This window comes from Nitrosomonas oligotropha, from assembly GCF_009833085.1.
GTDB classification, from domain to species: domain Bacteria; phylum Pseudomonadota; class Gammaproteobacteria; order Burkholderiales; family Nitrosomonadaceae; genus Nitrosomonas; species Nitrosomonas oligotropha.
This window is the reverse complement of the sequence record NZ_QRBZ01000021.1, coordinates 39,196-66,194: the sequence shown is the minus strand read 5'-3', so window position 1 is coordinate 66,194 and position 26,999 is coordinate 39,196. Positions and strand designations below refer to the sequence as shown.

Annotated in this window: 28 protein-coding genes; 13 read left to right on the top strand and 15 right to left on the bottom strand. The window is 48.3% G+C overall.

Features of this window, described 5'->3' with window-relative positions:
- Positions 1-79: 79 nt before the first annotated feature.
- Together ABD07_RS06920 and ABD07_RS06915 are read right to left on the bottom strand one after the other, a co-directional pair.
- A complete protein-coding gene (locus ABD07_RS06920) occupies positions 80-1,936 on the bottom strand; it encodes an ABC transporter ATP-binding protein (RefSeq protein WP_160817680.1) in 1,857 nt (618 codons plus the stop codon).
- Between the two features lie 18 nt (positions 1,937-1,954).
- Positions 1,955-3,196: a TraB/GumN family protein gene (locus ABD07_RS06915; protein WP_160817679.1), complete on the bottom strand. Its 1,242-nt coding sequence runs from the start codon at positions 3,194-3,196 to the stop codon at positions 1,955-1,957.
- 357 nt (positions 3,197-3,553) lie between these two features.
- Between ABD07_RS06915 and ABD07_RS14965 the strand changes: the two genes are divergently transcribed.
- Both ABD07_RS14965 and ABD07_RS06905 read left to right on the top strand, forming a co-directional pair.
- Complete coding sequence (locus ABD07_RS14965) at positions 3,554-4,432, top strand: PEP-CTERM sorting domain-containing protein (protein WP_240142456.1); 879 nt, start codon at positions 3,554-3,556, stop codon at positions 4,430-4,432.
- 372 nt (positions 4,433-4,804) lie between these two features.
- A complete protein-coding gene (locus ABD07_RS06905) occupies positions 4,805-5,248 on the top strand; it encodes a hypothetical protein (RefSeq protein WP_160817678.1) in 444 nt (147 codons plus the stop codon).
- Between the two features lie 4 nt (positions 5,249-5,252).
- Here ABD07_RS06905 and ABD07_RS06900 read toward each other — a convergent pair whose 3' ends face one another.
- Genes ABD07_RS06900 through ABD07_RS06885 form a run of 4 tightly spaced genes read right to left on the bottom strand, consistent with a single transcriptional unit; the run spans position 5,253 to position 9,430 of the window.
- Positions 5,253-6,983 carry a hydrogenase maturation protein gene (locus ABD07_RS06900; RefSeq protein WP_160817677.1) on the bottom strand — a complete coding sequence of 577 codons (1,731 nt, stop codon included), beginning with the start codon at positions 6,981-6,983 and terminating at the stop codon, positions 5,253-5,255.
- A gap of 10 nt (positions 6,984-6,993) precedes the next feature.
- On the bottom strand, positions 6,994-8,049 hold the full coding sequence (hypE, locus tag ABD07_RS06895) for a hydrogenase expression/formation protein HypE (RefSeq protein ID WP_160817676.1): 1,056 nt from the start codon (positions 8,047-8,049) through the stop codon (positions 6,994-6,996).
- Entirely contained in the window at positions 8,049-9,197 is a 1,149-nt protein-coding gene (gene hypD / locus ABD07_RS06890; RefSeq protein ID WP_160817717.1) for a hydrogenase formation protein HypD, read from the bottom strand. The genes hypE and hypD overlap by 1 nt, the downstream gene beginning before the upstream one ends.
- Complete coding sequence (locus tag ABD07_RS06885) at positions 9,197-9,430, bottom strand: HypC/HybG/HupF family hydrogenase formation chaperone (RefSeq protein ID WP_160817675.1); 234 nt, start codon at positions 9,428-9,430, stop codon at positions 9,197-9,199. Before ABD07_RS06885 ends, hypD begins: the two co-directional genes overlap by 1 nt.
- A 73-nt stretch (positions 9,431-9,503) precedes the next feature.
- Between ABD07_RS06885 and ABD07_RS06880 the strand changes: the two genes are divergently transcribed.
- Together ABD07_RS06880 and ABD07_RS06875 are read left to right on the top strand one after the other, a co-directional pair.
- On the top strand, positions 9,504-10,079 hold the full coding sequence (locus ABD07_RS06880; RefSeq protein WP_338040553.1) for a L,D-transpeptidase family protein: 576 nt from the start codon (positions 9,504-9,506) through the stop codon (positions 10,077-10,079).
- Positions 10,080-10,355: 276 nt separating this feature from the next.
- Positions 10,356-10,646, top strand: a complete 291-nt coding sequence (locus tag ABD07_RS06875; protein WP_108699036.1) for an Lpp/OprI family alanine-zipper lipoprotein — start codon at positions 10,356-10,358, stop codon at positions 10,644-10,646.
- A 101-nt stretch (positions 10,647-10,747) separates the two neighbouring features.
- Here the strand turns inward: ABD07_RS06875 and ABD07_RS06870 are convergent, their stop codons facing one another.
- A complete protein-coding gene (locus ABD07_RS06870; protein WP_240142455.1) occupies positions 10,748-11,722 on the bottom strand; it encodes a L,D-transpeptidase family protein in 975 nt (324 codons plus the stop codon).
- Between the two features lie 441 nt (positions 11,723-12,163).
- Here ABD07_RS06870 and ABD07_RS06865 point away from each other — a divergent pair, with 441 nt between their 5' ends.
- From ABD07_RS06865 to ABD07_RS06855, 3 genes are all read left to right on the top strand, one after another.
- Positions 12,164-13,375, top strand: coding sequence for a porin (locus tag ABD07_RS06865; protein ID WP_108699034.1), 1,212 nt, complete (start codon positions 12,164-12,166; stop codon positions 13,373-13,375).
- Between the two features lie 152 nt (positions 13,376-13,527).
- Entirely contained in the window at positions 13,528-13,938 is a 411-nt protein-coding gene (locus ABD07_RS06860) for a hypothetical protein (RefSeq protein WP_240142454.1), read from the top strand.
- 36 nt (positions 13,939-13,974) lie between these two features.
- Positions 13,975-14,535 (top strand): DUF2806 domain-containing protein, encoded by a 561-nt coding sequence (locus ABD07_RS06855; RefSeq protein ID WP_240142453.1) that lies wholly within the window; start codon positions 13,975-13,977, stop codon positions 14,533-14,535.
- Here ABD07_RS06855 and ABD07_RS06850 read toward each other — a convergent pair.
- Both ABD07_RS06850 and uvrA read right to left on the bottom strand, forming a co-directional pair.
- Positions 14,525-15,796, bottom strand: coding sequence for a glycerate kinase type-2 family protein (locus ABD07_RS06850; RefSeq protein WP_160817673.1), 1,272 nt, complete (start codon positions 15,794-15,796; stop codon positions 14,525-14,527). The two genes, ABD07_RS06855 and ABD07_RS06850, sit on opposite strands and share 11 nt — an antisense overlap.
- On the bottom strand, positions 15,793-18,612 hold the full coding sequence (gene uvrA / locus ABD07_RS06845) for an excinuclease ABC subunit UvrA (RefSeq protein WP_160817672.1): 2,820 nt from the start codon (positions 18,610-18,612) through the stop codon (positions 15,793-15,795). The genes ABD07_RS06850 and uvrA overlap by 4 nt, the downstream gene beginning before the upstream one ends.
- Positions 18,613-18,678: 66 nt before the next feature.
- Between uvrA and ABD07_RS06840 the strand changes: the two genes are divergently transcribed.
- Together ABD07_RS06840 and ssb are read left to right on the top strand one after the other, a co-directional pair.
- Positions 18,679-20,064 (top strand): MFS transporter, encoded by a 1,386-nt coding sequence (locus ABD07_RS06840; protein ID WP_240142452.1) that lies wholly within the window; start codon positions 18,679-18,681, stop codon positions 20,062-20,064.
- Positions 20,065-20,520 carry a single-stranded DNA-binding protein gene (gene ssb, locus ABD07_RS06835; RefSeq protein ID WP_108699028.1) on the top strand — a complete coding sequence of 152 codons (456 nt, stop codon included), beginning with the start codon at positions 20,065-20,067 and terminating at the stop codon, positions 20,518-20,520.
- A gap of 20 nt (positions 20,521-20,540) precedes the next feature.
- Here the strand turns inward: ssb and ABD07_RS06830 are convergent, their stop codons facing one another.
- The 4 genes from ABD07_RS06830 to hemP all read right to left on the bottom strand — a co-directional run bounded on the left by ABD07_RS06830 (position 20,541) and on the right by hemP (position 22,574).
- The gene (locus ABD07_RS06830) at positions 20,541-20,747 is read right to left on the bottom strand and encodes a hypothetical protein (RefSeq protein ID WP_108699027.1); all 207 of its coding nucleotides are present in this window, start codon (positions 20,745-20,747) and stop codon (positions 20,541-20,543) included.
- A gap of 218 nt (positions 20,748-20,965) precedes the next feature.
- Positions 20,966-21,583 (bottom strand): DUF2325 domain-containing protein, encoded by a 618-nt coding sequence (locus ABD07_RS06825; protein WP_160817671.1) that lies wholly within the window; start codon positions 21,581-21,583, stop codon positions 20,966-20,968.
- A 117-nt stretch (positions 21,584-21,700) separates the two neighbouring features.
- Positions 21,701-22,165 carry a bacterioferritin gene (bfr, locus tag ABD07_RS06820; RefSeq protein WP_160817670.1) on the bottom strand — a complete coding sequence of 155 codons (465 nt, stop codon included), beginning with the start codon at positions 22,163-22,165 and terminating at the stop codon, positions 21,701-21,703.
- A gap of 223 nt (positions 22,166-22,388) precedes the next feature.
- The gene (gene hemP / locus ABD07_RS06815; protein WP_108699024.1) at positions 22,389-22,574 is read right to left on the bottom strand and encodes a hemin uptake protein HemP; all 186 of its coding nucleotides are present in this window, start codon (positions 22,572-22,574) and stop codon (positions 22,389-22,391) included.
- Positions 22,575-22,858: 284 nt separating this feature from the next.
- On the opposite strand from hemP, the gene ABD07_RS06810 reads away from it, so the two are divergent.
- A complete protein-coding gene (locus ABD07_RS06810) occupies positions 22,859-23,872 on the top strand; it encodes a J domain-containing protein (RefSeq protein ID WP_160817669.1) in 1,014 nt (337 codons plus the stop codon).
- Between the two features lie 45 nt (positions 23,873-23,917).
- Here ABD07_RS06810 and ABD07_RS06805 read toward each other — a convergent pair whose 3' ends face one another.
- On the bottom strand, positions 23,918-24,778 hold the full coding sequence (locus ABD07_RS06805) for an MBL fold metallo-hydrolase (protein WP_160817668.1): 861 nt from the start codon (positions 24,776-24,778) through the stop codon (positions 23,918-23,920).
- A gap of 77 nt (positions 24,779-24,855) precedes the next feature.
- On the opposite strand from ABD07_RS06805, the gene ABD07_RS06800 reads away from it, so the two are divergent.
- The 3 genes from ABD07_RS06800 to ABD07_RS06790 all read left to right on the top strand — a co-directional run bounded on the left by ABD07_RS06800 (position 24,856) and on the right by ABD07_RS06790 (position 26,209).
- Complete coding sequence (locus tag ABD07_RS06800) at positions 24,856-25,341, top strand: YeeE/YedE family protein (RefSeq protein ID WP_420813507.1); 486 nt, start codon at positions 24,856-24,858, stop codon at positions 25,339-25,341.
- Positions 25,342-25,371: 30 nt separating this feature from the next.
- Complete coding sequence (locus ABD07_RS06795) at positions 25,372-25,785, top strand: DUF6691 family protein (protein ID WP_160817667.1); 414 nt, start codon at positions 25,372-25,374, stop codon at positions 25,783-25,785.
- Between the two features lie 97 nt (positions 25,786-25,882).
- Positions 25,883-26,209 carry an ArsR/SmtB family transcription factor gene (locus tag ABD07_RS06790; RefSeq protein WP_108699019.1) on the top strand — a complete coding sequence of 109 codons (327 nt, stop codon included), beginning with the start codon at positions 25,883-25,885 and terminating at the stop codon, positions 26,207-26,209.
- A 203-nt stretch (positions 26,210-26,412) separates the two neighbouring features.
- On the opposite strand, the gene ABD07_RS06785 is transcribed toward ABD07_RS06790, so the two are convergent.
- Positions 26,413-26,928, bottom strand: a complete 516-nt coding sequence (locus ABD07_RS06785) for a protein tyrosine phosphatase family protein (RefSeq protein ID WP_160817666.1) — start codon at positions 26,926-26,928, stop codon at positions 26,413-26,415.
- Positions 26,929-26,999 lie beyond the last annotated feature (71 nt).

Here is a 26,999-nt window from a genome sequence, read left to right as displayed (position 1 = left end):
CCTGAAATTTCTTCCTAACAACTTGGAATAAATGGGAAAACGTGCGTTAGTTTGGCGCTATAAAGCGGTTGTGCCGGTATTATGCGCGTTCGTTTTCCAGCAACCCCAGGAATCCTCCCGATTGATGATTCCATAATTGCGCGTAGAGTTGATTGTTGGCGATGAGTTTGGCGTGACTGCCTTGTTCGACAATCTGACCCTTGTCGAAAACGATGAGCCGGTCCATTGCCGCGATGGTCGACAGGCGGTGTGCGATTGCGATGACGGTTTTACCTTCCATCAATTGATACAGGCTTTGCTGGATACCGGCTTCCACTTCTGAATCCAGTGCCGATGTGGCTTCGTCCAGTACCAGGATGGGCGCGTTCTTGAGCAGCACGCGGGCGATGGCGATGCGTTGCCGTTGCCCGCCGGAGAGCGTCACGCCGCGTTCGCCGACGTGCGCATCGTAGCCGGTGCGGCCTTTGATGTCGCGCAATCCCAGGATGAATTCATGCGCTTGCGCTTGTTTGGCGGCTGCGATCATTTGCGCATCGCTGGCGTCCGGCTTGCCGAATAGAATATTGTCGCGCACCGAGCGATGCAGCAGCGAAGTATCCTGCGTCACCATGGCGATATTGATGCGCAGGCTGTCTTGCGTGACGGTGCGGATATCCTGCCCGTCGATGGTGATGTTGCCTTGCTGGGTATCATAAAAACGCAGTAACAGATTGACGAATGTCGATTTGCCCGCGCCCGAACGGCCGACGATGCCGACTTTCTCGCCCGCGGCGATATGCACACTGAGACCGGAGAAAATACGCAGCGATTCGGATTGTTCCGGGTGATACGAAAAAACCACACGGTTAAAATCAATCGCGCCTTGCGTTACGCTGAGTTCCTTGGCATCCGGCGCATCCGTAACACGCTGCGGTTTGGAAATGGTGTTGATGCCGTCTTGCACGGTGCCCATATTTTCAAATAACGCATTGACTTCCCACATGATCCAATGCGACATCCCGGTCATCCGGATCGCCAAGCTCATGACAATCGCGATCGCACCGGGACCGATACCGCCTTGCAGCCAGATTGCCAGCCCCAGCCCGCCGGTGGCGAATACCATCAGCATATTGATGGTCCAGACGCTGAAGTTAAGACCGGTCGCCAAACGCATTTGCGGATAAACCGTAGCCATGAATTCTTCCATTCCGGCTTTTGCGTAGGCCGATTCCCGCTGGCTCTGGGAAAACAATTTAAGGGTCAGAATATTGGTGTAACTGTCGGCGATGCGCCCGGTCATCAATGCGCGTGCATCGGCTTGCAAGGTGGAAACGCGTTTTAAGCGCGGCACAAAATACATCAGTATGCCGATGTATAAAATCAACCAAGCGACTATCGGCAAGCACAGATAAGGATCGGCGTTGATCACTAACAGTAAGGTCGTGGCCAGATAAATGATGACGAACAAAATGACATCTAGCAGTTTTAGCACCGTTTCGCGCACCGACAGGGCGGTCTGCATGACTTTGGCGGCGATCCGTCCGCTGAATTCGTGCTGAAAGAATGCGTAGCTCTGGTTGAGCAAGTAACGATGCGATAACCAGCGCACCCGCATCGGGAAATTACCCATCAGCAATTGGTTGATTACTAAAGCGTGCGACAGCACCAATAATGGAATCCAGACCAGAATGAAGATCGACATGCTCAGCAGCGTTGGCCATTCGCTTTCGAGGAAATGCCCGGTTTTCTTTTCCGCCAGCCAATCGACCATTTGCCCGACCAAGCTGTAAAGCATTGCTTCGCTGACGGCTAAAAGCGTCGTCAGCAGCGCCAGTAATAGCAGATAACGCTCGATGCCGCGAATGTAGTGGCGGCAGAATTGATATAGGCCCTGCGGCGGTTCGGCGGGGTGCTCCGGCGGGTACGGGTCGATCAAACGCTCGAAGAAGCCGAACATGGTTGCGATACTCTTAATTTAACTGCCGCTCAGTTGCTCGAAAATCCGGAATCCGGCGACATAAGTGCCTATCGCGGCGCCCAATGAGGAAAAAATGAAAATCAATAAAATTCGTGTGACTTGATTATTCCACCAGCCTTTTAAGCTGGTTGTGTCGGTTCTGAGCCGGTTAAAATCGCTGACCTTGGGCTTGCGCAAATAAGCCTCGACGGCAGCCACGACCATCCCGGCTCCAATGGCAGGATGCAATGTAGTGAACGGAGCCGCCAGGAAAGCGCTGAGGATGGACAGCGGATGCGCAAAAGCAATGGCCGTCCCCACCGCGGACAATCCACCGGTTATCAGCACCCAGTCCATGACCATGCTGATGCCGATATCCGGGCTTTGCATAAAGCCGAAAACGAAACCGGCCAAAACGAATACCACAATCAGCCAGGGGATGAGCTTGAGCCACGGCGATGGTGGCGGAATGTTATCCAGTTGCGCAATGCGCTCGTCCGGATTGTCCATGGGGTGTTCTGCAAACTGCTGCGCCATGCCATTCAAATGACCGGCGCCGACCACGGCTAAAATGTGCCGGTAATTGTTTTCCCGGCATTCTTTGATGAGCCGCGCGGCCATGTATTCATCCCGTTCGCTGATGAGCGGGCGGAATAAATCTTTTTCATCTTCCGCGAATTGCGAGAAAGAACTTTCTAGTACATCGCCTTCCTTCAATTTTTCGATTTCCGCTGCGCTGAATTTTTCCTGGCTGATAACGCTGGCGATCAAACCGGCAAAAATATTGATGCGTTTCCACCAAGGCACGCTGTGATAGATCCGTTTCATAGTCGTGCCGATTTCGCGGTCAATGAGCAACACCGGTAATTGCGCCGCTTGAGCATCCTTGATGGCGACACGCATCTCCGCCCCCGGTTCTATTCCGAATTGCTCCGCCATGCGCTGCTGAAAAGCGCCTAATGCGAGACTGGCCGCGACCATGCTCGCTTGACCGTTTTTGATGACCTGGAATAAATCCATTTTAGCCATCGCGTCCGGATTCACGATGGCTTTATGCCGGCTTGGGCATAGCTCAACCGCCACTGCGTCGTATTGTCCGGTGGCGATCAGCTCTTGAACCTTATCCGCACTGGCTTTTGAAACATGTGCGGTGCCCAGTAATGTAATGCTGCCGTTGCCGGTTTTGATAATCTTGATCGGTTCGTTTTGCGTGTCACTTTTAGCGGTTGACGCGGTAGTTTGTTCTTCTAGTGTGGTCATTGGCAGTGATAGTTATAAATCATCGAAAGTGGATGGTTGTCGCTTTGCATAACGAAGATTATCACGGCGTTAACTAAAACAAAATTGAGTTCTGCACAAATTCAAAACAGCGCGTAATAGTGAATATTTCGCTGTGACAATTGCAGTACACATGTACTAACAAAAAGGGAAAGATGTTCTATGTACTTAAAAAAATTCAAACCTATAATGGAACACGCTGTAATCGTTAAATAAATTTTGCATTGAAACAATACAAAGTTTAATTGATTAATGGGTAGTTTGAGATTTAGTTGGTTGTGAAGAGCGAAGATTCTAACAACTATTTTATGTTGCACCGATAAATTTAAGGAGTTAATTATGAAATTCGAATTGAGAAAAAATTGCCTGGCACAAGTTGTAGCAATCGCTTTATGCGGCTCGTTTGTTTCAGCAGCACAAGCTGCGCCAACCGTAATCAGCGGTTTCGGCACCACTGCCGCAACGATTGACGATGCAGGTTATTTCTCACCTGCCGGCGCACTCGGCTTAAGCTTCAACGGCAGAGAATTTGTTAATCTGGGTACATTCGCATCAAACTGGTCGCTCAATGCCAATGGCGCATCTGTAGCTGTTGCCGATGAAGTAGCTGGTAACAATCCGTTAGCAACGACCGCTTTTGGCGCGGGTGGCAGCATTTCCGTTGTTACCAATCTTGGTGGCGGTGGCGGTGGCTGGAGTCTGGTTGAGACAGTCAGTATTCCAACGAGCGGACACGTAGCTGTTCAAATTCAATTGACCAACAACACCGGCGCTAATGCAACCGGCGTGCAATGGGGTGTTGGTATCGATCCTGACCAAGGTGTTCCAGCCGGTTTCGGATTTGGCACAACAAACGAAATTCTGGGACTGGGAAATGCAGCTGCTGTAAGAGCTACCAGCTTGGATGGATGGTCATTAACCCTGGCTAATACAACCAGTGCATCGGCATTTAACATCGCTTCGTATGTCGATCCATTCAGCTGCTGCAGCCCGGTTGATCCTGCTGCAATGTTAGCTGCAGCTCAAGCGGTTGGTAACTATGGTTTCTCAGACAGTTCCATTAACCTGGCATATAACCTGGGTGAGATTGCTAATGGTCAATCAGCATCGTTCGGCTATGAATACATCATGGCCGTTCCAGAACCAGAAACCTATGCAATGTTACTGGCTGGTCTTGGTTTGATCGGTTTTTCAGCACGCCGCCGTAGCGCAGTGTAATTAGAAACAAATTTTAGAAGCCACAGAGATAAGATTTTCTCTGTGGCTTTTTTGTTTTTCGCATTTAAAGTAGCTCAATGTATGTGTTACCCGCAATGGGCGCAAATAAATCAGATCAATGATTGCCAAGCACGCTTCCGGTAATCTGAGTTTGTGAAATTTCTGGCTCTCGATTTATCAAAGAAACAGATTATTCTTCATCCATCTCGATTTCTTGGTTTTGTCCATCTTGTCCATAAATCGATAACACATGTGTTGCCGTACTCAATTCCATAATGCAAGCTTACGAGAACAAATATCGGTGTACAATTCATGGAAATGGATGTGTACAAGTGAGATTCAATGTAATAACTTGCGAGGGAAGTGGTTGTTATGAAGAGATTAATTGCTGCTGTTTTTTTTATTGTTGCGATTACACTATCCGGCTGCGTGGCGTCATCGGGGAATCACCAAGCGCCCTATATCTCGCCAGCGCAATTTCAAACTTACAATTGCAACGAATTATTGGCGGAGATTGAGCGAATTCAAACCAGAGTCAGTCAATTGACGGGTAAGTCGGATGATAAAACACCGGCCAAGGATAAATGGATACTGGGCGCCGATTTATCGCTTTCCTGGGCAGCGTTATTTGCACTTGGCGGCACTAAAGAACAAGAAGCCGAATATGCGCAGCTAAAAAGTGAATATGATGCGATACAGCAATGGGCAGTCATCAAACAGTGTCCCGGTGTGATTCCACCTGCGGAAAAGCCGCCGGAATTTGATCCCAATCTGGTCGATTCACACAAGCCGGACACAATGACGAGTCAACGTTAAGAAATCATATTTTGGTTTTTGAGCTGGATTGCACTGAGAGGCGGCGATGCCGCGCAAGATAACGTGGCGTCCAGCCATGCGGGATTTTGTGCACGAAATGATAACGTGCCACATGATAACTGGGGTCAAAGCCGTAAAAATTCAGTTGCATGCGCCGGAGCTCTTCGGTGCGGTAGTTTTGTAGCGGTTTTAGCTCTTCATCCAATTGGCGCTGCCGCGTTTTGTGTTGCAAAAATGAAGTGAAATCCGGATTTGCAGCAAGCGTCTCGGCAATACGAACCACTTCCTTCTTGAAATCTCTCGGGTTTAAAGCAAAGCAATCATCGATCAATCCGATATTCCGGGCGTTCTGCGCACTGACCGGCAAGCGATTCTGTGTCAATGCGTGTACACACGATGCGCCGACCCGGCGCGGCAGCAAATAAGTCCAATATTCCGAGCCGTAAAGATTTCCCATGCTTTTATAATGTGGATTGAGCATGACACTGGCGCGCGCAAAAATATAATCGGCAGCCAGCGATAGAAAAACCCCGCCGGCACCGGCATTACCTTGCAACGCTGCGATCGTGAGTTGCCGATCTGTGGTGATAATTGCCTGCACCAGATCATTCATGGCATTAATGTTGCGCCAGGATTCGTCGGCGGGGCTGTCGGCATTTTCGATGTGATTGAGATGGATGCCATTGCTCCAGAAATCGGGTCCACCCATCAATACAATCACACGGATATCGCTTGCCGTGGCCTGCAAGTAGGCTTTACGCAAACGCTCACACTGTCCGGTATCCATGGCGCCGTTATAAAAATCAAAATGCAGGTAACCGACATCATTTTTCTGCTCAAACCAGATATCGCGGTAAGTGTAGCCAGATCTCGCAGTGAAAGGATCGAAAGATATTTCCGGCACGGCATCAAGATAGTCTTTTAAAGCAATCGTGGCGGCCAGTTTGAAAGTGGGCTCAGCGTCTTTTTTATGTTTCAAATGACCGATCCAAACTGCACCATCCACGGTAGCCCGGCAGATGGCGTTGTGACGTTTGGCGATGATTGCTCCCGGAATGCCGGTCAGATCCTCTTCGCAGCAGGCATCGTACAAATAATAAGATTCACCCAACAGCGTATCCAGAACACCGGGGAATCCATCGGCGGCATGGATTTTTCTCACAATAGTGCGCGTGTTGTCTCGTTGCCAATCAATGCGGCGGTCAGCTTGCCGGATGGGTGAATGCAAGCGGCCATAGACATCAGCGCGCGAATAATCCAGCGGAACCGGTTGATAAGCACCGGATTGAAAACGCGCTACCGCTGTGAGCACAGCACGGGTTGCCGCTTCAACAACCTCGTGGCGGTACAGGCTGCTTTTCCGGGTCAGCCGCATCGGAAAAACTTCCGCAGCCCAGATATCGCCCGCATCCATTTCCGCATTGGCTTGCAATACGGTGACGCCCCATTCCTGCCGATCCAGCATGATCGCCCAATCGAGCGCGGCAGGGCCGCGGTCTCCGATGATTCCAGGGTGCACGATAAAACAGGTATGTTTGCGCCAGATGGTTTCCGGGATGGCGCGTTTTAGATAGGGCGCGATAATCAGATCCGGCCGGAACAGGGCGACGGCTTCGCAGCTCGTTGCGTCGTTGATATCAAATTCGATGGATATATCATGTCCGCACTGCGTTAACTCGACAAACAGACGTTGCGTCAGGCAATTGAAGCTGTGCGTGAGAAACAGAATTTTCAATTGATGAGGATTAACAGATGCGGGGCAGTTGCTCGCCGCTTAACCAGTCAACGATGCGTTTGCCGCCAAACCGGGTTTGCATTTGCACGAAGCAATGCGCGTCTTCGATGACTTCGCCAATAATGCGGGCATGCCTGCCCAATGGGTGGGCATGCATTGCATGCAATAATTTCTCGGCATCTTGCGCGGCGCAGATCGCAATCAGCTTGCCTTCGTTGGCAATGTACAGCGGGTCCAGGCCGATGAACTCACAAGCGGCTTGGACTTGCTCCTGGATCGGCAGCTCGTTCTCATAGATCATTATCCCGGCCGACGATTGTTGTGCTATTTCGTTCAAAGCAGTGGCTAAGCCGCCGCGCGTAGGGTCACGCAATACATGGATACCGGGGGTGGCTGCGATCATGGCGGCGACCAGATCATGCAAGGCTGCGCTGTCCGATTCGATACTGGTTTGGAAGGACAGGTTTTCACGCAGCGCCATGATGGCGATGCCATGATCTCCGAGTGTGCCGGATACCAATATCTTATCGCCAGGGCGGGCATTGTCACCGGAAATGTGAATGCCTTCCGGCACCATGCCAATGCCTGTCGTGGTGATGAATACACCATCGCCGCTGCCTTTTTCCACTACTTTGGTGTCACCGGTGACAATCGGTACTTGCGCAGCTTGCGCTGCCTTGGCCATGGAATCCACAATGCGTTTCAGGTCGGATAACGGGAAACCTTCTTCCAGAATAAAACTGGCAGCCAGGTAGCAAGGCTTGGCGCCGGACATGGCAATGTCGTTGATGGTGCCGTGCACGGCCAAACTGCCGATATCCCCGCCAGGAAAAAATAAGGGGGTAACGACATGGCTGTCGGTAGACATCACCATACGGCCATTGACACTCGGGAAGCAAGCCTGATCATTCATTTGCCGCAAGAATTCATTGTCAAATGCGGTAATGAACAGTTGCTGGATCAATTGCGCCATCGCTCGTCCGCCGCTGCCATGACTCATTTCGATGCAGCCATGCTTCAGGTCGAGTGCGCGGATATACCCTGGTTTAACTTTACCTGCGGACATTAATTTTCCTGCGCTGTAATACGATTGCTTTCACGAAAACGGCCATAGCTGTAATGAGCGGCACAAGCGCCTTCTGACGATACCATGCAGGAGCCGACCGGGTTTTCGGGCGTGCAGACGGTGCCAAAAATTTTGCAATCCTGCGGCCGTTTAACGCCGCGCAAGATAGCGCCGCACTCGCAGGCTTTGTTATCGGCAATGGATGCTGTCGAAATGCGGAAACGCTGTTCCGCGTCAAAGTTTGCATAGCATGACTTGATTTTCAGCGCGCTGTAAGGCACCCACCCCAAACCGCGCCACTCGAATGTCCGGCGTAGCTCAAACACTTCGGCGACAAGCGATTGCGCTTTGCGGTTGCCTTCCGGAGAAACCGCGCGGGTGAATTCATTTTCTACCTTGGCGCAACCCGCATTGATTTGGTGTATCAGCATCAAGATGGCCTGCATGACATCGAGCGGTTCAAAACCGGCTATCACGACCGGTTTTTGAAATTCCTCGGCAAAATATTCGTACGGCTGGCTGCCGATGACGACGGAAACATGCGCCGGGCCGATGAAGCCGTCCAACGGAACCAGCCCAAACTCACGGACTTCCGGCGATTGCAAAATATGTGAGATGGCGGAAGGTGTCAGGACGTGATTGCAGAATACCGTGAAGTTATTCAAACCCAATGCCTGCGCTTGCTGAATTGCAATAGCCGTGGGCGGTGTCGTGGTTTCAAAGCCGATGGCAAAGAAAACCACCTGCCGTTGCGGATTTTCCTGGGCGATTTTTATGGCATCCGCACTGCTGTAAACCATGCGGATATCCGCGCCCTGTGCCTTCGCTTTCAACAGACTCATGCCATTGGCGGTGGGTATGCGCAGCATATCCCCGTAACTGCAGAGTATCAATCCCGGTATCTGTGCCAATTGAATCGCATTTTCCACGCGGCCGATAGGTAAAACGCATACCGGGCAACCCGGGCCATGAATCATATGCACATTGCCGGGCAGCAGATCGATGATGCCGAATCGCGAAATGGCATGGGTATGACCGCCGCAAAATTCCATGAAATGGTAATCGCGCCCGGTGGCGGCTTCCGATGCGATTTTTGCAGCGATCTGCCGTGCCAGATCGCCTGCACGGAATTCATCGATATACTTCATCATGAAAGATTGTTATCGAGCATCGATATTTCGGCGAACATCGCCAATGTGCGCTCCGCTTCCAGCGGATCGAGCTTTTGTAGCGCAAAACCAACATGTACGATGACGTAATCTCCGGGAGCAATATCTTCAACCAATGCCAGTGAAATTTCTTTGCGCACGCCGCTGAGATTTACGATGGCATGATTTTGCGCAGTCAATTGTTCGACACAAGCAGGAATAGCAAGGCACATGGGCGCTTAATGGGAATTTCCGGAGGATGAAATTATGACATAATTAATCATCCTCATTATTGATAGTCAAAAAGTGATCAAGCGAAATTTTTTTATTCATTATTCGATAATTTTGTTGATTGGATTAGCTGGCTTGTGCGTTATGCACAATTCTGCGCGTGCGGATAATGGCGTGTGGATCGATGTGGATACCACTGAGCACACTTTGTCTGTGATGCGCGGAGATGCTGTTCAAGCGGTATTTAAAAATGTAGCAATTGGACGTTTCGGCACTACGTGGTCAAAAATGACAAAAGACGATAAGACGCCGCTGGGTAGATTCAAGATTGGCTGGGTCAATGAAAAGAGCCGTTATTATCGTTTTTTTGGTCTTAACTATCCGAATCTTGATACTGCAAAACGCGCATTGGAGGAAAACAGGATTGATGAAGATACTTGGTTGTCAATCTTGGAAGCAAAAAGTATGGGTAAGACACCGCCTCAGAATACCCCGTTGGGCGGCCATATCGGCATACATGGGATTGGCAGGGGTGATCAAGAGATTCACTATCAATATAATTGGACGAACGGTTGCATTGCACTGACGAATGAGCAAATCGATCAGCTCGGCAAATGGATCAGACCGGGTGTATGGGTGAATATTCGTTAGCGTTAGAGTTAGAGTGACTATTTATGCAGGTCTTTGTGCTTTGTTGCTAATTAATTGAATCGCGGAATATGGAAAAATAGTCATTTATATTAATTACTTATGATTCTATTTGTGGCTTTATCGATCCGGCGAGTGGTAAATTTGTCATGAAATGCATTTATTTTGCGGTAAAAATCGGATAAGATTCCGGTGCGTTAATGATATTAAAATATCATTATAGTAGAAATAGTGGATGTTTGTGCGTATTGAATAGAATAAATAACTGAGGAGATCGGAATGAAAGGAAAAATCCAGCATCCAGTTCGCATGTTAACACTGGCAGCAATTGCAGGCGCTTTTATTGGGTTGACAGGATGTGCGACGACAGGTCAATTAGAAGAACTGCAAAATAAAGTGAATGCTGATATTGCGGCTGTTAAAGCAGATGCAGCTGCAGCAAAAGCATCAGCAGATGCAGCTAACGCCAAAGCAAATGATGCGCTGCGTATTGCGGACGAAGCAAACAGACGTTCAATAGATACAGAATCCAAAATAGATCGCATGTTCAAGAAAGCAATGCATAAGTAATACCAAAGTAAAATTTGGATTTGCATTCATAAAAAAACCCCTCAAATGAGGGGTTTTTTTATGTGTATCGCTTACGTTACGCAACTTCCATATCAATGGGACTAATGGTTGTTTTGCGTGTGTAACTGGGCTTGCGTGGTAGTGCGAGAGATCAACACAGGCATCCCGCTTTTTTCCATGATCGCTTGCTTTAATGCTTCTTGATCAATTTCAAAATCTGCGGGTATGGTTCTTTTACTGCTTTTTGATGCGAGAAAATCATTGATCGCGGTAACTACCATGTGTTTGTAGTTGGTGTATTTTCCTTCGTCTTCTTCTAGTGGCGGGTGAAGTTCAATGAACAGTGAGTCCAGTAACCAGCCAAGTTTAATGGGTTGATTCACTATTTGTACTGTTGTACCGACCGGGACTTTATCAAAGAGCGCTTCAATGTCTTCCGGATACATGCGAACACATCCTGCGGAAACGCGCATGCCGACACCGAATGGTTTGATCGTGCCGTGTATCAAATAACTGCCGCTGCTAATGCCCAGACGCATGGCATGACGGCCTAGGGGATTCGTAGGGCCTGGTGGAACAATGCTGGGATAGGGCTGCTCCCCATTGGCAATTCTGTCCATTTGGAGAGATTTTGGCGGTATCCAGGTGGGGTCTTTCTTTTTATCAACTATTTTTGTTGTTCCCAAGGGAGTTATCCAATCCATTCTGCCGATACCAACCGGGTGTGTAATGATCATCGGCTTTTCACCTTTTTTAGGCTCCGGAAAATAGTAAATTCTCATTTCAGGCAAGTTAAGTAGTAATCCCTTGCGGTCGCCATGAGGAATAATATAGCGGCTAGGCAGAATAACCTCCGCGCCATCTTGGGGTAACCATCGATCTACATTGGGATTGGCCAGTAAAATCTCAATTTGACCAATATCGTATTGGCGTGCGATATCGAGTAGTGTTTCCGCGCTACTTGCCTGTGTGGTTCGTATTTGGCCAAAAACATCAATATCGGAGGGCGGGAGTACCCACGTTTCAGCTTTAATTGGAAAAGCGGCGATTAGATTCAGTATTGCAAAGAAAAACAAAGAGGATTTGCGCATAAGTCGTACCTTACAAAGGTGGTGCCCTACTTAAGTTATGAGGTAATGAATGTAGCGGATGATAGCTGAAATTCCCTGATTTAAAACATGAAAAACAGTATAAATATGCCTCATTGAATGAAGCTGCAATTAATTTATATTGCTGCAATATCAGTAAGTTTAAGAAATTCTGAATGAATTTCTCAGCGATGTAAAATAAAATCTATCATCAGAAAAACAACAAATATGTTGTATGAGAACAACATATTTGCTGCTTAATGTACAAGATTTGTTTGTTTTTCTTGCAGTATGTTTCTGTATTGGGGCACAATCAGATCAAACCTCCCGATTGGGGGAGGTCCGAACAAGCGGGGTGCATTCCACCGGAATGTAGTAAGACAAAATAAGACGGCCCCAGTCGTTTTAACATTAAAGGAGAACTTCGGTATGAAGAAGAAACTTATTTCGTTGGCAGTAGCCGGTGCACTTGCAGCTCCGATGGTTGCATCAGCACAAGGAACAAACGTAACACTGTTTGGTAGTGTGCAAGCTGAATACGCAACAGTGAACAAAGACGGTCAAAGTAGCCAGGCTCATATCGGTGACGATACAGGTCGTTCCAGATGGGGTATGCATGTTACTGAAAATTTGGGCGCCGGCTTAAAAGCAAAAGCTCATGTTGAGTATGGTTTCAGTACAGGCAGCGGCGCTTTGGGTATTGCGCGTGAGCGTTGGGTTGGATTGGCCAATGACAATTGGGGTGAAGTAAAATTCGGTCGTGTTCAATCACCATTTAAAGATTTCGCTGGTGGTATGACCATTGATCCATTTGCATATACAACCCTGCAAGCATCAGGTAGCGGCGGTACTATGTCAGCATCAGCAAATGGTCTGGGTTCAGGAGCCAATGGTTTCGTAAACAGCGCAGCTCGCTATGATTCACCAAAAGTCGAAGGTTTTAGCTTCTCAGGTATATTAATGCCAGGTGACTCTAACAGATTAGATCCTGCAAATGTTATCGCTCCATCGGGCAGCTTTGCTGGAAGTCAGTCAAATTCGGGTGGTGAAGATGGTGAATGGGACTTCCAAGTTGCAGGTAAATACGAAGCTCAATTCCAAGGTCATAATTTAGCAGTATTTGGTGGTTACTCTCGTGATAATCTCAGCACCCGTCAAAGAACAGGTAACGCAGGTTATCCCGCTTTGGTTAACAATGAGCATATCTGGCGTGGTGGTGCATCATGGAGCTTCCAAAACTTTAAGTTGAATGGCCAGTATGAAAATATTAACAATGCCGTAGGTGCAGCGACTTGTACCAATGCTGGTATGTTAGGTAACCCAGCAACAGGTTCACCAGATTCACGTGGACAATGCAACTCAGCGATGAACTGGGGCGGTGACGGTAACATCTGGTTTGCAGGCGGTCAATATGACTGGGGCAATACCAGCTTTATCGCTCAAGGCGGTATGACAAATGCGCATGGTTTAGCAGGTGGTGCATCACGCCGTGAAGTGAGCAGCTTTACCGTGGGTGCTATACATCATCTCAGCAAACGTTCTAGCCTCTTCGGCGGTTATCAACGTGCAATGGTTGATGATAGAAACGCTGTATTCAAAGATAGCAACACCTACAGCATAGGTATGCGTCACAACTTCTAAGAAAGTTTTAGTCTCATAAAAAAGGCACCGATTGGTGCCTTTTTTATTGTCAGAAAGAAATATAATAAATCCTTATTAGTCTTTTTCTGGTTACGAATTTGTAATCCAGGAAATATTGAAGGATTTTTAAAGGAGAGTTTGCAGTTATGAGTATGAAGAAATGGACTGACGAAGAACTGATTACTACGCGCAACAATCTGGATGCATGGGATAAACGAAGGAAGAGTTCGGGCGCGGGCTCAAAAATGTGGTTGTTGACAGCGCTTTTGGGTGCATTTGCCATTTCGACCGGGGTCGCATTTATCTTCCTTGATGGTATCGATGTGATGAGCGTGATATTGATCATTATGGGTGCAGTGACATGTTTTTCCTGGTACAGAAGTGACAAGCAACTTAAAGACAATATTGGATTTCTGGCCGAAATCAACAAAGAGATTAAAGCGCGAAAATTGAAAGATCCCTCGAAATCCACCAATAAAGTGGATGAGCAAATAAAAGAAATCACAGAGGGCGACAAGCAGGAGCCATCTGCAACGGAATCCCAGGTTGCTGATAAAAAATAAAGAAAGCGAAATCAGAGTGCCAACTCCGATATGAAAATGGGCAATTTATGGACAACATTTGTTCGATTTGTTGTTTCCAAAGTAGTGCATCCAGAAAAAAGTCATTTGCAAGATGATTTATCTGAACCATCGGATTTAAGCGCGGAAGATGGCTTGATTTTTAAAGCGCTTTGTCAATTCATATGGATTCAAGGTGATTTGCTGCCGCTCATTTTTGATGTGGAAAATGAGATTTATACGAAGCAAGGAATTACCCGATCAACACTTAAGCGACTTGAAGAGATCGGTTTGATTGTGTTTGAGAACAATGGTTTTATTAAGAAAGGCTACGGCAAACATACGCGGTTGTTTTATGACGGTAAGCCAACAAAAATAGGATTCCAGCGGGATGCCGGTAATTACCTGGACTTGGGGCATGTGCTGCTGACCGAGCGCGGTAAGAAATTAGCGCTGAATTATAAGGCGCCGGGAAACCGGAAATTTTATGAATATGTCATCACAAGATGGTTTCAGCAAGGATTGGTATTGTCATCAATACAAGTGGATCGCAATCGAAACAAGAGTTCTCTGAATTACACATGCTCAATCAAAGAATGAGAATGGCGCGGTAGTCATTTACATTGGTGAAAGTTGGGCCTGTGATCACTAAATCGTTTAATTGCTGAAAAAACGTATAGGCATCGTTATTGGCCAGATACACTCCAGCATCCAAACCGAGTCTTTCCGCACGATGGAGCGAATCCGGTGCAATGAATGCACCGGCATTGTTTTCGCTGCCATCCAATCCGTCCGTATCGCAGGCAAGGGCGTAGATTGCTTCTGTGCTTGCGAGCTCTATCAATAGCGATAGCAGAAACTCGGCATTGCGTCCGCCGCGGCCTTTGCCTTTGACTGTAACGGTGGTTTCGCCGCCCGATAACAGAACGACAGGCGCTTTTAACCCTTGCGGGTAGTGACGGATCTCTTTGGCGAAAGCAGCGTAGCTTTTGGCGATTTCACGAGATTCACCGCTCACGGTGTCACCCAGAATCAAAGGCGTGATACCGAGATTTTTAAAATACTCAGCCGCTGCGGCCAGTGACTGATGCGCATTGGCGATGATCCGGTTTTCCACGCGGGCAAAAATAACGGAACCGGGCTTAGGCGTTTCATTCGCAGCGCCGGCCTTCCCTGTCAGTAATACTTCTTTAACTGCTGGCGGCGCATTGAGATCGTAACGCTCCAGTACCGCAAGCGCATCGGTGAAGGTAGTCGGGTCGGGTGCGCAGGGACCGGAAGCAATATGCGTTGCGGCATCGCCAGTGACATCCGAAATAATCAAAGCCAATACAGGTGCTTTGCAAACAGTTGCGAGCCTGCCGCCTTGAATAGCCGATAAATGCTTGCGCACCGTGTTGATTTCTTGAATGCTCGCGCCGCAACGTAATAATTGCCGCGTAATTTCTCTCAGATCTGGCAATGAAATGCCTTCTATGGGCAGGGAAAGCAGGCTGGAACCGCCACCACTGAGCAAGCATAATAACAAATCATCAGCGCTTAATGCTTGAACCATCGAGAGGATTTCTTGTGCCGCTTGCGCGCCATGATCATCAGGGATGGGGTGCCCGGCTTCAATGATTCTAATTTTATGCGTGGGTAGCGTGTGTCCGTAGCGCGTGACTACCAGACCGTCGAGCTGAGCATCCGCGGGCCAGGCATTTTCAACCGCCTGCGTCATGGCCGCCGCCGCTTTCCCGGCGCCGACAACGAGTGTGCGGCCTGCGGGAGGGCTAGGGAGATGCTGCGGCACGATATGCGCTGGATCAGCAGCTTTCACAGCCACTGCGAAACTTTCCAGCAGATAACCGCGCGGATTCATTTTGCCAGCATCGGTTGCAGATAATGCCCGGTAAAACTGTTTGTGTTGGCGGCAATGTCTTCCGGTGTGCCTTCCGCGATAATGCATCCGCCGCCGTCACCGCCCTCGGGACCCAGATCAATAATCCAGTCGGCGGTTTTGATGACATCCAGGTTGTGCTCAATCACCACCACGGTATTGCCATGATCGCGCAACCGGTGTAACACTTTCAGCAGCAGATCAATATCCTGAAAATGCAGACCGGTGGTAGGTTCGTCCAAAATATACAACGTGCGTCCGGTATCGCGCTTGGATAGTTCGAGCGATAATTTCACCCGCTGCGCCTCTCCGCCGGATAGCGTGGTGGCGGATTGTCCCAAGGTAATATAGCCGAGACCGACCTCCAGCAGCGTTTGCAGTTTGCGGGCAACCACCGGTACCGGCGCGAAGAATTCATGCGCGTTTTCCACCGTCATTTGCAGCACTTCGTTAATATTTTTGCCTTTGTATTGAATCTCCAGCGTTTCGCGGTTATAGCGGCGGCCATGGCAAACATCGCAGGTGACATAAATATCCGGCAGAAAATGCATTTCCACCTTGATGACGCCATCGCCCTGGCAAGATTCGCAGCGTCCGCCTTTGACATTGAATGAAAAGCGTCCGGGCGCATAACCGCGTTCGCGCGCTTGCGGCACACCGGCGAACAATTCCCGGATCGGCGTGAATAAACCGGTATACGTGGCCGGATTGGAACGTGGGGTGCGCCCGATCGGGCTTTGATCCATGTTGATTACTTTGTCGAAAAAAGCCAGTCCGTCAATCTGCTGATAAGGTGCGGGCTCGGCGTTGCTGGCGTAAAGGTGCCGGGCGACGGCGCGATGCAGCGTTTCATTGATCAGCGTGGATTTTCCCGATCCTGAAACACCGGTGACACAGATAAAGAGCCCAACCGGCAGGTTCAGCATCACGTTTTTCAGATTATTCCCGGAAGCGCCTTCAATCCGCAGTATCCGGTCGGGATCCGGTACGTGGCGTTTTTCCGGGATGTGGATCGATAATTTTCCGGATAAGTATTTGCCGGTCAGAGAGTTATTGTCCTCCTGAATGGCTTGGGGGCTGCCTTGAGCTACTACGAAACCGCCGTGCTCACCGGCGCCGGGTCCCATGTCGACGACATAATCCGCGATTTGAATGGCATCCTGATCATGTTCGACGACGATCACGCTATTGCCGAGGTCGCGCAGGTTCTTCAGTGTATCCAGCAGGCGGCCATTATCGCGCTGATGCAATCCGATGGAAGGCTCGTCCAGCACGTACATGACACCGGTCAAGCCGGAGCCGATCTGGCTGGCCAGACGAATGCGCTGCGATTCACCGCCGGATAACGTGTCGGCTGAGCGATCCAGCGACAGGTAATCCAAGCCGACATTATTGAGGAATTGCAGACGGCTGGAAATTTCCTTGACGATGCGTTCAGCGATCGATTGTTTGTGACCCGTTAATGCAATTTGATCAAAGAATTGCTTGGCTTTTTTGAGCGGGAAAGCGCTAATTTCATAAATTGCCTGTCCGGCAACATGCACATGCCGCGCGGCCTGGCATAAGCGCGTGCCCTGACATTCCGGACAGACTTGTGCATTGAGATATTTCGCCAATTCTTCGCGCACGGTTTGTGATTCGGTTTCCTTATAGCGCCGTGTCAGATTCGGAATGATCCCTTCAAAAGGGTGTGTTTCCTGCTGCTTACGCCCGTTGTCGGTTAAATAGGAGAAATGGATTTTTTCCTTGCCGGAACCATGCAGGATAATGTTGCGAATCGACTCGTCCAGATTCTCAAAGGGCGTTTCCAGATCGAATTGATAATGTTCCGCCAGACTGGTCAACAGCTGAAAGTAAAATTGATTGCGCCGGTCCCAGTTTTTGACCGCTCCGGTGGCCAGTGACAGATGCGGAAAAGCAACCACCCGCGCCGGATCAAAGAATGTGATCTGCCCCAGACCATCGCACTTGGTGCAAGCGCCCAGCGGGTTGTTGAATGAAAACAATCTCGGTTCTAATTCGGATAGCGAATAGCTGCATACCGGGCAACTGAATTTGGCGGAAAACAAATGTTCATGGCCGCTATCCATCTCAACCGCCAGCGCGCGTCCTTCGGAATGACGTAATGCCACTTCAAATGATTCCGCGAGCCGTTGTTTGGCATCCGCAGAAACTTTCAGGCGATCAATCACGACTTCAATCGTGTGTTTCTTGGTTTTTTGCAGCTTGGGCAACGCGTCGATTTCATGCACCTCGCCGTCGATCCGTAAGCGCACAAAACCTTGTGCGCGTAACTCATCGAATAAATCGGATTGCTCGCCTTTGCGTTCCACGATCAACGGAGAAAGGATCATCAGGCGGGTATCGGGCGGCAGCTGCAACACATGATCGACCATTTGCGCAACGCTTTGCGCGGTCAGCGTGATATTGTGCTCGGGACAGTAAGGATCGCCGACGCGGGCGAACAGCAAACGCAGATAATCATGAATTTCCGTGACCGTGCCCACCGTCGAACGCGGATTGTGCGAGGTCGCTTTTTGCTCGATGGCGATGGCCGGAGAAAGTCCTTCGATCAAGTCGACATCGGGTTTTTCCATCAGCTGTAAAAATTGTCTGGCGTACGCCGAAAGCGATTCCACATAACGGCGCTGGCCTTCTGCGTAGAGCGTATCGAATGCGAGCGAAGATTTGCCCGATCCCGATAAACCGGTAATGACCACGAGTTTGTTACGTGGCAGATCGAGATGAATGTTTTTCAGATTGTGCGTACGCGCACCCCGTATTTTTATGGATTCCATGAACTATCTATGTAAGAGTCAACCTGCTAATATACCCAACTTTTTAGGAATATCACAACCTGATTCATGTCTGCTTCCTCTTCAACTGAAAAAATGTCCCCGGCGGAGTTGCGTGCGACCATCGGTTTAGCCGGTGTGTATGGCTTGCGCATGCTGGGCTTGTTTATCATTTTGCCGGTGTTTGCTTTTTACGCTGAGGATTTGCCGGGTGGAGACAACTACACCTTAGTCGGCATCGCACTAGGGGCATATGGTCTCACGCAGGCTGTGCTGCAAATCCCTTTCGGTTGGCTCTCCGACCGCATCGGACGCAAGCCCGTCATCTACCTGGGATTGATTCTGTTTGCTGTGGGTAGCTTGATCGCAGCGATGGCCACCGATATTTATTGGGTAATAGCGGGGCGGATTATTCAAGGCGCCGGCGCCATCTCCGCGGCTGTGATGGCGCTGGCGGCGGATCTTACGCGCGAAGAGCATCGTACTAAAGCGATGGCGACCATCGGTATGACGATCGGCACAGTGTTCGCCATTTCCTTGATTGCCGCGCCGGTTCTGAATCAATGGATCGGTGTGCCGGGGATTTTCGCCATGACCGGCATATTGGCGCTGCTGGCCATGATTGTAGTGAAGAAAGTCATTCCTGATCCGGTGATTAGCCGTTTTCATTCCGACACGGAAGCATCCCCGGCGAGTTTTGCCAGCGTATTGCGCAATACGCAGCTGCTGCGTTTGAATTACGGCATTTTTGCGTTACATGCCGCGTTGATGGCGCTGTGGCTGGTGGTGCCGCTGACCTTACGCCAGGCAGGTATGGCGGCGGATGATCATTGGCAGATATACTTGCCGGTTCTGATTTTGTCGATCATTCTGATCGTTCCAGCCATTATTTATGCCGAGAAAAAGGCCAAATTAAAACCGGTATTTATCGCGGCTGTTGCGACATTGTTGATGGGGCAGCTGTTACTGGCGATTACTTTGGATTCAATCTGGGGAACGGCTGCTGCATTATTGGTTTTTTTCACGGCATTCAATTTGCTGGAGGCCAGTTTGCCATCGTTGATTTCAAAAATCGCACCAGTCGGAGCGAAAGGAACGGCAATCGGCATTTACAGCAGTACCCAGTTTCTGGGGGCGTTTGCCGGGGCTGCGGTAGGCGGTCACTTGGTTGGCACCTATGGAAGCGATGCGTTGTACGCGTTCTGCGGGGCGTTGTTGCTGGTATGGTTGATACTGGCTGCAACAATGCAGGCGCCGGCGGCAGTGCGCTCAAAAATGTATCATGTGAACGAGATGGATATTGTTCAATCGGAAGCGCTTTCACGTCAGCTCGCGGCGATACCCGGTGTATATGAAGCCTTGGTGCTGGTCAATGAGAGAGTGGCGTATCTGAAAGTTGATATGAAGGGCTTCGATGAAGAGAAAGTGATTAAATTGCTTGGGGAGGAAACATAAATGGCGTCGCTCAATAAAGTCATACTCATCGGTAATTTGGGTAAAGATCCGGAAACGCGTTACATGTCAAATGGTGATGCGGTGACCAATATTACATTGGCAACGACGGATACTTGGAAAGATAAAAATGGCGAAAAGCAAGAGAAAACGGAGTGGCATCGGGTCACTTTTTACCGGAAACTTGCTGAGATTGCCGGAGAATATTTAAAGAAAGGTCGCCCGGTTTATGTCGAAGGCAGGCTCGAAACCCGTAAATGGACGGACAAGAACGGCGTGGAGCGGTATACCACGGATATTATTGCCAGTGATATGAAAATGCTGGGAAGCCGGTCGGGAAGCGGTAGTTTTGAGCCGGCGCCTGACCATGAAGAGGATAACTCAAGTTCTAACCGGTCTTCTTCGTCAGGCAAGGCGCCGAGTGGATTTGATGATATGGATGATGATATTCCATTCTGACCCGCCAGAATGCAAGTGTGCTAACGTTTTTCAGGTAAGCGGACTATTCCCAGCCGGCGCTCTGCGATAGAGATATTTGATTGTCGGCGGGGGGGTAATGAAAATTCAATGCTTTCGATACTGCCGCCAATATCTTTGGCCATATTTCTGAATTCGAGCGCCAGCATGCATTTGGGAACAATGAACGTTTGCTTGAATCCAGACTTGAAATGAACAAGAATTTTCATAACTTTTTTCCAGGTAAGTTTTATTTATTAATGGCTTAGTCAATAAATTAACAGCGATGAAGCTGTTTCAACGACCTAAAAAAAATAAACTTTAGTGGATATTGGTTATGGTTCCTTATCGAAGTGGGATTGTACGTCGTGGGATATCCATTCTAATGGATTCCTCATTCAATGGAATACACAACCTTGCTGGTAGTATTTCCTGAGCAAAAAGGTGACTATCCTGATACAGCCATTGCAACCAGAACTCCGATTCCCGCTTTAAAAGTATTAACTTCGGAGCGCGCAAGCAGTATGCATGGTTTACCGGAATACTTGCAGTAATGTTTTACAGTGAAGAAAGCTTCATGATTCACACAATCAACCGGACAAATGATCATATCCGCTTGTCTCAGGAGTTTTGGCAGATCTTCCAAATGATCGTGCGAGTCGCCATGGAACCCCATAAAACAACCGTCGCAGCTTTTTACCAATTGGTTGTATTCCGGATAAAGCTTAATCCGGCCCCCAACACATAAAACAGATCGTCCGGCTAATTGGCAGTCGGAATTATATTGATGATCCGTTTGGATGTACTTTCTATTGGTCTCGGTCAAATACGCTGCTTTGACCAGCGGCGCCCAATCAACGACAGGGATGCTCTTATTCGATATCCTGCGGGGACTGGTAATCTTTGGATTGGCGTGATCGAGTCTTTGCTGCCACGCACGCGCCAATTTTGTGAAACTGCGCAGGCAGCAGGATACGAAAGTATCCGTGGATTCTGAAGTCGTGAAATGGTCATGAGGAATCGTGCCGGAAGTATTGGCCAATGCCAGTTTCTTTAGAAATTTCATTGTGATATCTCCTGAGAATCATCAGCGAATAAAAAATTGGCTGGCTGACCTGGAGACAGGCTGGCTGGCTGAATGTGCCGCTGAAGAAGGAAGAGGTAAACTTCAGCGGCAGAAAAACTACATCTGACTTTGCAGCCAGTTATGGATACCGATTTTTTGCATGACATTGAGCTGAGTTTCTAACCAGTCAATGTGTTCTTCGGTATCTTCCAAAATCCGTTCAAAAACTTCGCGCGATACATAATCTTGCACTGATTCGCAAGCCGCTATCGCGGCGAGCAATGTGTTTCGCGAAGCTAACTCAAGTTTTAAATCGCATGCGACGCACTCTTCAGCGGTCTCGCCGATCATTAACTTACCGAGATCCTGTAAATTGGGTAATCCTTCCAGTAACAAGATCCGCTCAATAAGTGCATCGGCATGTTTCATCTCTTCGCACGATTCTTCAAACTCATGTTTTCCCAAACTGTTGAATCCCCAGTTTTTGTACATGCGTGCATGAAGAAAATATTGGTTAATGGCAGTTAGTTCATGTTGCAATTGCTGATTCAACCAGCGAATAATATCTGCGTTACCTTTCATTTTTAGCTCCTAAGATGAGTATCTCTTGATGTGTCCGGGGGGTGAGAAGATATCGCTCTGTATGGTATTGATTACTTGCTGGATCCAGCATTTTTGCAGAGGAAACCCCGGCATTACCCCAGATTATGCATCCACTCAGCCTTACGGTTCATGATGATTCACGGCTAGCAAGAGTGCCAATAGATTACACGCATTAATATACATGATATGTGCCTTTTATCCACTATTTGTTCAGAATTAACTTGCCATTCCGCGTGCGGCGCAGCGAATATTGCTCGCCTTTATGCAGTATCAGTACAACATCGCCATTCTTGAATAGCACATCGCTGTTGATCAATGTGTTTAAATTTAATAAATCCGGTTTGGGTGAATTTCTTATGATCGTTTGAGATGGGTTGGTGGTGTTCATAGTTAATTAGAATTACATATAATGAGAATGATTCTCATTATATGTAATTCATGATGAAATGCAAGACCTCGCTGGAAATTTTATTTGAGTAGTTTTTTGATACTGGAATGTCGAAAAGTAGATGGATCCGGAGAGCCATCAAAATTTGAGGTGGTTTTATTGGTGCCGTCACTAGATAAGTGTATACTGCAAATATGCGGCAAGCTATTGAGATTTATAGTTAAAGTTTTTGTAAATAATTGAACTGCTCATCATGATGAGTAGGGCGCTTTGATTCTACAATAATGATCGAACGGCGTAATTTCTATCGAATTCTTCATGTTCAGCCCGATGCGCCGATGGCGGTGATAACAGAGAGCTATCGGGTGTTGATGCAAAAGCTGAATATTCGGGCTGATCTGAATAGTCCGGATTGGAACGCCAGCTTACTCAATATTGCTTATAACACCTTGCGGGATCCCGTTAAGCGCGCTGCCTATGACCGTGAGTTGCTGAAACGTTATCATATCCGAGTCCTGAGCCAGGGTGCGCTGGGTTCTACAGCGGAAATTGAAGTGGTCAGCGCAAGAAGTGAACAACCATCCGGATTGAATCAACGCAATTATTACCGGATACTGCAAATCCAGCCCGATGCGCCGATTGCCACAATCAAAGCTAGCTATCAGGCATTAAAAAAGAGTACTGCCGGAGATACCGCGCTACTTGATGAAGCCTATCGAATTTTGTCCGACCCCAGGATGCGTCAGCAATATGATGATATATTCGCGGGCGGATTGTTTCGTGCAGCGAGAAAAACCGCGCAACACAATAGTAATCTGCCCGGATTAACTATCCGGGAAAACAACGCACCACCATTTGCTGTCGAGCAGTACCGGCCAGTTATCACGCGTTATTGCTCGTTTTGCAAAACCCCCAATGTGCCGCAACCCGGTGTATATCAAAGTGAAAGTTGTCTCGAATGCGGGAGTCCATTGCTTTTATTGCAGCATGAGAATCCGGAATCATCGCAGCGCGCCATGCGGCGGATCGATATTAGTGGAAGATTTAAGTTTTATCTATTCTGGCCGGGACAATCATACTTGGGCACATGTCAGGATCTTTCACCAATGGGAATACGCTTCATGACGACTGAGATGCTCGATTCCAATGACGTCATTAAAATTGATGCGCCCAGTTTTCAGGCGGTGGCTGAAGTAACGCATAAGCGTCATGAGAAAAAAGGGCTTTCGGTTGGAACTCGTTTTATTGCCATCAAATTTGATCAGCGCTATGGGAATTTTGTCACGGTGCAGGTATAAAACGATGATAAAGTTGCCGAGTTTAATCACTCACAGTAAATCACATCAAATCAAGTTGACCGGTATCTTAAAGTAGGCAACACCATTTGTCTCGACCGGCGGCAATTTTCCCGCTCTGATATTCACCTGTATCGAAGGCAGCAGTAAATTCGGCATTTCCAGGGTTGCGTCGCGCCGGTTGCGCATGCTGACAAAGGCATTTTCATCAATATTGTCATGAACATGAATATTGCGCGCGCGTTGCTGTGCCACAGTGCTCTCCCATACAGCCGTGCGCGTAGCGGGAGGGTAGTCATGGCACATAAAGAGCCGCGTTGTTGATGGTAGAGCCAGTATTTTCCGGATGGAATGAAACAGCTGATGCGCATCCCCTCCCGGGAAATCCGCACGCGCCGTGCCGATGTCCGGCATGAAAAGCGTATCGCCGACAAACACGGCATCGTCGAATTGATAAGCCAAATCAGCGGGGGTGTGGCCGGATACGGAGATGGCTTTACCCGTTAAATTCCCAACCGAGAATAACTCGCCATCAGCAAACAGGTGATCGAAATGATGGCCATCGGGAACAAACTCATCGCCAAGATTGAAAATTTTTTTGAATGTTTTTTGTACGGCGGGAATATGATCGCCAATGCCGGTTTTGCCCCCTACTTGATGTTTGAGGTAATCAGCGGATGACAAATGGTCTGCATGCGCATGCGTCTCCAGTATCCACTCAACCGATAACCGCCGTTCACGGATGAATGCAATCAACTTGTCCGCAGAATGCGTGCCGGTTCTGCCCGATTTGGGGTCGTAATCCAGAACTGGATCAATAATGGCGCAATTTCCACCCGATTCGTCAAAAACAACATAACTGACGGTCCAAGTTGCCGGATCGTAGAATGCTTGAATAGTAGGCTTCATTACGTTCTCCTGTTATATTATTAGGAAAAATCTTACATATTATATTGCATTTATCTATAATTATACAATATTACATATTGTCATTAATTTATGTATTGTGGTCGAAATACAGGAGCGGGAGGAAATCAACCATGTCTATCACTTTTGATTTAATACCATGGCATGCGCTGACCGGTGGTTTTGTCATAGGAATTGCGGTGACCTTGCTACTATTTTTTGATGGCCGCATTGCTGGCATATCCGGAATTGTGGGTGGATTATACCGGGTAAAAAAAGGCGACATCAGCTGGCGTGTTGCGTTTATTTTTGGACTTGTCGTGTCGGCGCTCATCTGGAAGCTTTTTTTTGACATGCCGCCAATACAAATAGAAACCAGTCATGTGATGCTCGCACTTGCGGGCCTGTTAGTGGGTTATGGTACCCGTCTGGGTTCCGGATGTACCAGCGGTCATGGAGTGTGCGGCTTATCGCGCCGTTCGCCGCGTTCCATTGCAGCGACGGTGGTGTTCATGCTGACTGGCTTCGCGGCGGTTTATTTGCTGCGGCATGTTTTAACGGTTTAGTCTGGATAACTTGATTATCGGAGAATCAAAATGGTTAGTTTTATCGCGTTAATTGCTGGAATTATTTTCGGTCTTGGGATCATTGCCTCAGGCATGGTTAATCCGGCACTGGTTTTGGCATTTCTTGATGTGGCTGGCGATTGGGATGCTACGTTGTTATGGGTGATGGGGGGTGCAGTGACCGTTGGTACTATCGCTTTCATGCTGGCTAAAAAGCGTAAGCAATCCTATCTCGGCTTGCCGATGAAGATACCTGGCGTGGCTAAAATAGATAGCCGCTTGCTTTCAGGAAGCCTTTTGTTCGGAATTGGCTGGGGCATTGCAGGCATTTGTCCCGGACCGGCCTTGGTATTAATGGGAACAGGCAACAGCGATGCTCTGGTGTTTTTAGTTGCGATGCTATTGGGGATGGGGATTTACCAAATGACGCAAGATCGTGGCTGATTTGATGCAAATGAATTAGAATCTTAATTACTCAATAAAATATTATTTTATTATCCTAATCTTATTAACATAAGTTAACGTAAAGAATTAATAAATCATGAAAACAGATTCAGCCTTAAACGATATCGCAGCGCTGCATACATCCGCATCGGAGGCTTGCGCTTTACTGAAAATATTGGCTAACGAAGACCGGCTGCTCATATTATGCGAATTGACCAAGGGAACCCGGAATGTGGGCGAGCTGGAAGAATTGCTGGGTATTCACCAACCCACCTTGTCGCAGCAGTTGACGGTATTGCGTGAAGAGAATTTGGTTGCGACGGAGCGTCGCGGAAAATACATTTACTATAGTTTGGCAAGCCAGGATGCCGTCAAAATTATGGAAACGTTATTCAGTTTGTATTGTAAGAAACATACCGATTAAAAGAAGCGCGTGGTCATGCTGATACCGGTTTCAGCAATGCCCGTGAATTATCTTATTTTATCCGCATGTTACAAGGAATATATCCGTCGATCTGCGGATTGCCGGCAACAAAGCAGGAACTACAGTAGTGCCTGCTGTAGTTCCTGCGAGTGTTTCGTTGTGAATGTTTTTAAGTTGCGCTGATCCGGTTGACAGATTAAAGCTCAGTTCAACATGATTTCACGCAGTTTTTCTTCCAATGGAGGACGCAAGCCGCTTTTACGAGCCTCCTCAATCGCTACTTCAGGATCGACGCCTTTGGTGATGCGGTAGCTGGCCCACATAGCGCTTGCCCGGTTACCCGATCCGCAATGAATCAGTACCGGTGTTTGCGCCGATTCAAACACTTTGGTGAATTGCGCCACTTGCTCCTTAGTGATGCCGGCCACTGTCGTTGGAATGTTGAAATAGGCGATGCCAACCGAGTCGACCAATCCTTTTTCTTCGGCAGTTCCTTCGTTCTTGGTGCGTAAATCAATAACCGTTTTGAAGCCGGTAGCTGACAGTGCTTGTACGCCGCCATCGCTGATCATTCCTGATATGGCGACTTGTTCCGTGGCGCGGCTGTAATTTTGAACGGGAATTACTTGGTGTGCGAACGGCACCCGGCCTCCCGCAGCTTGTGTCAAGCCGGTAAACAACACACCCGTCAGTGCTATCAGAATGATAGAGTATTTCATAGAAAGCCCCATTTGCTGTGTTAAGTGAAAAAAGATTGTTTTCATTGTAGCCGGACTGAATAATGAAATAC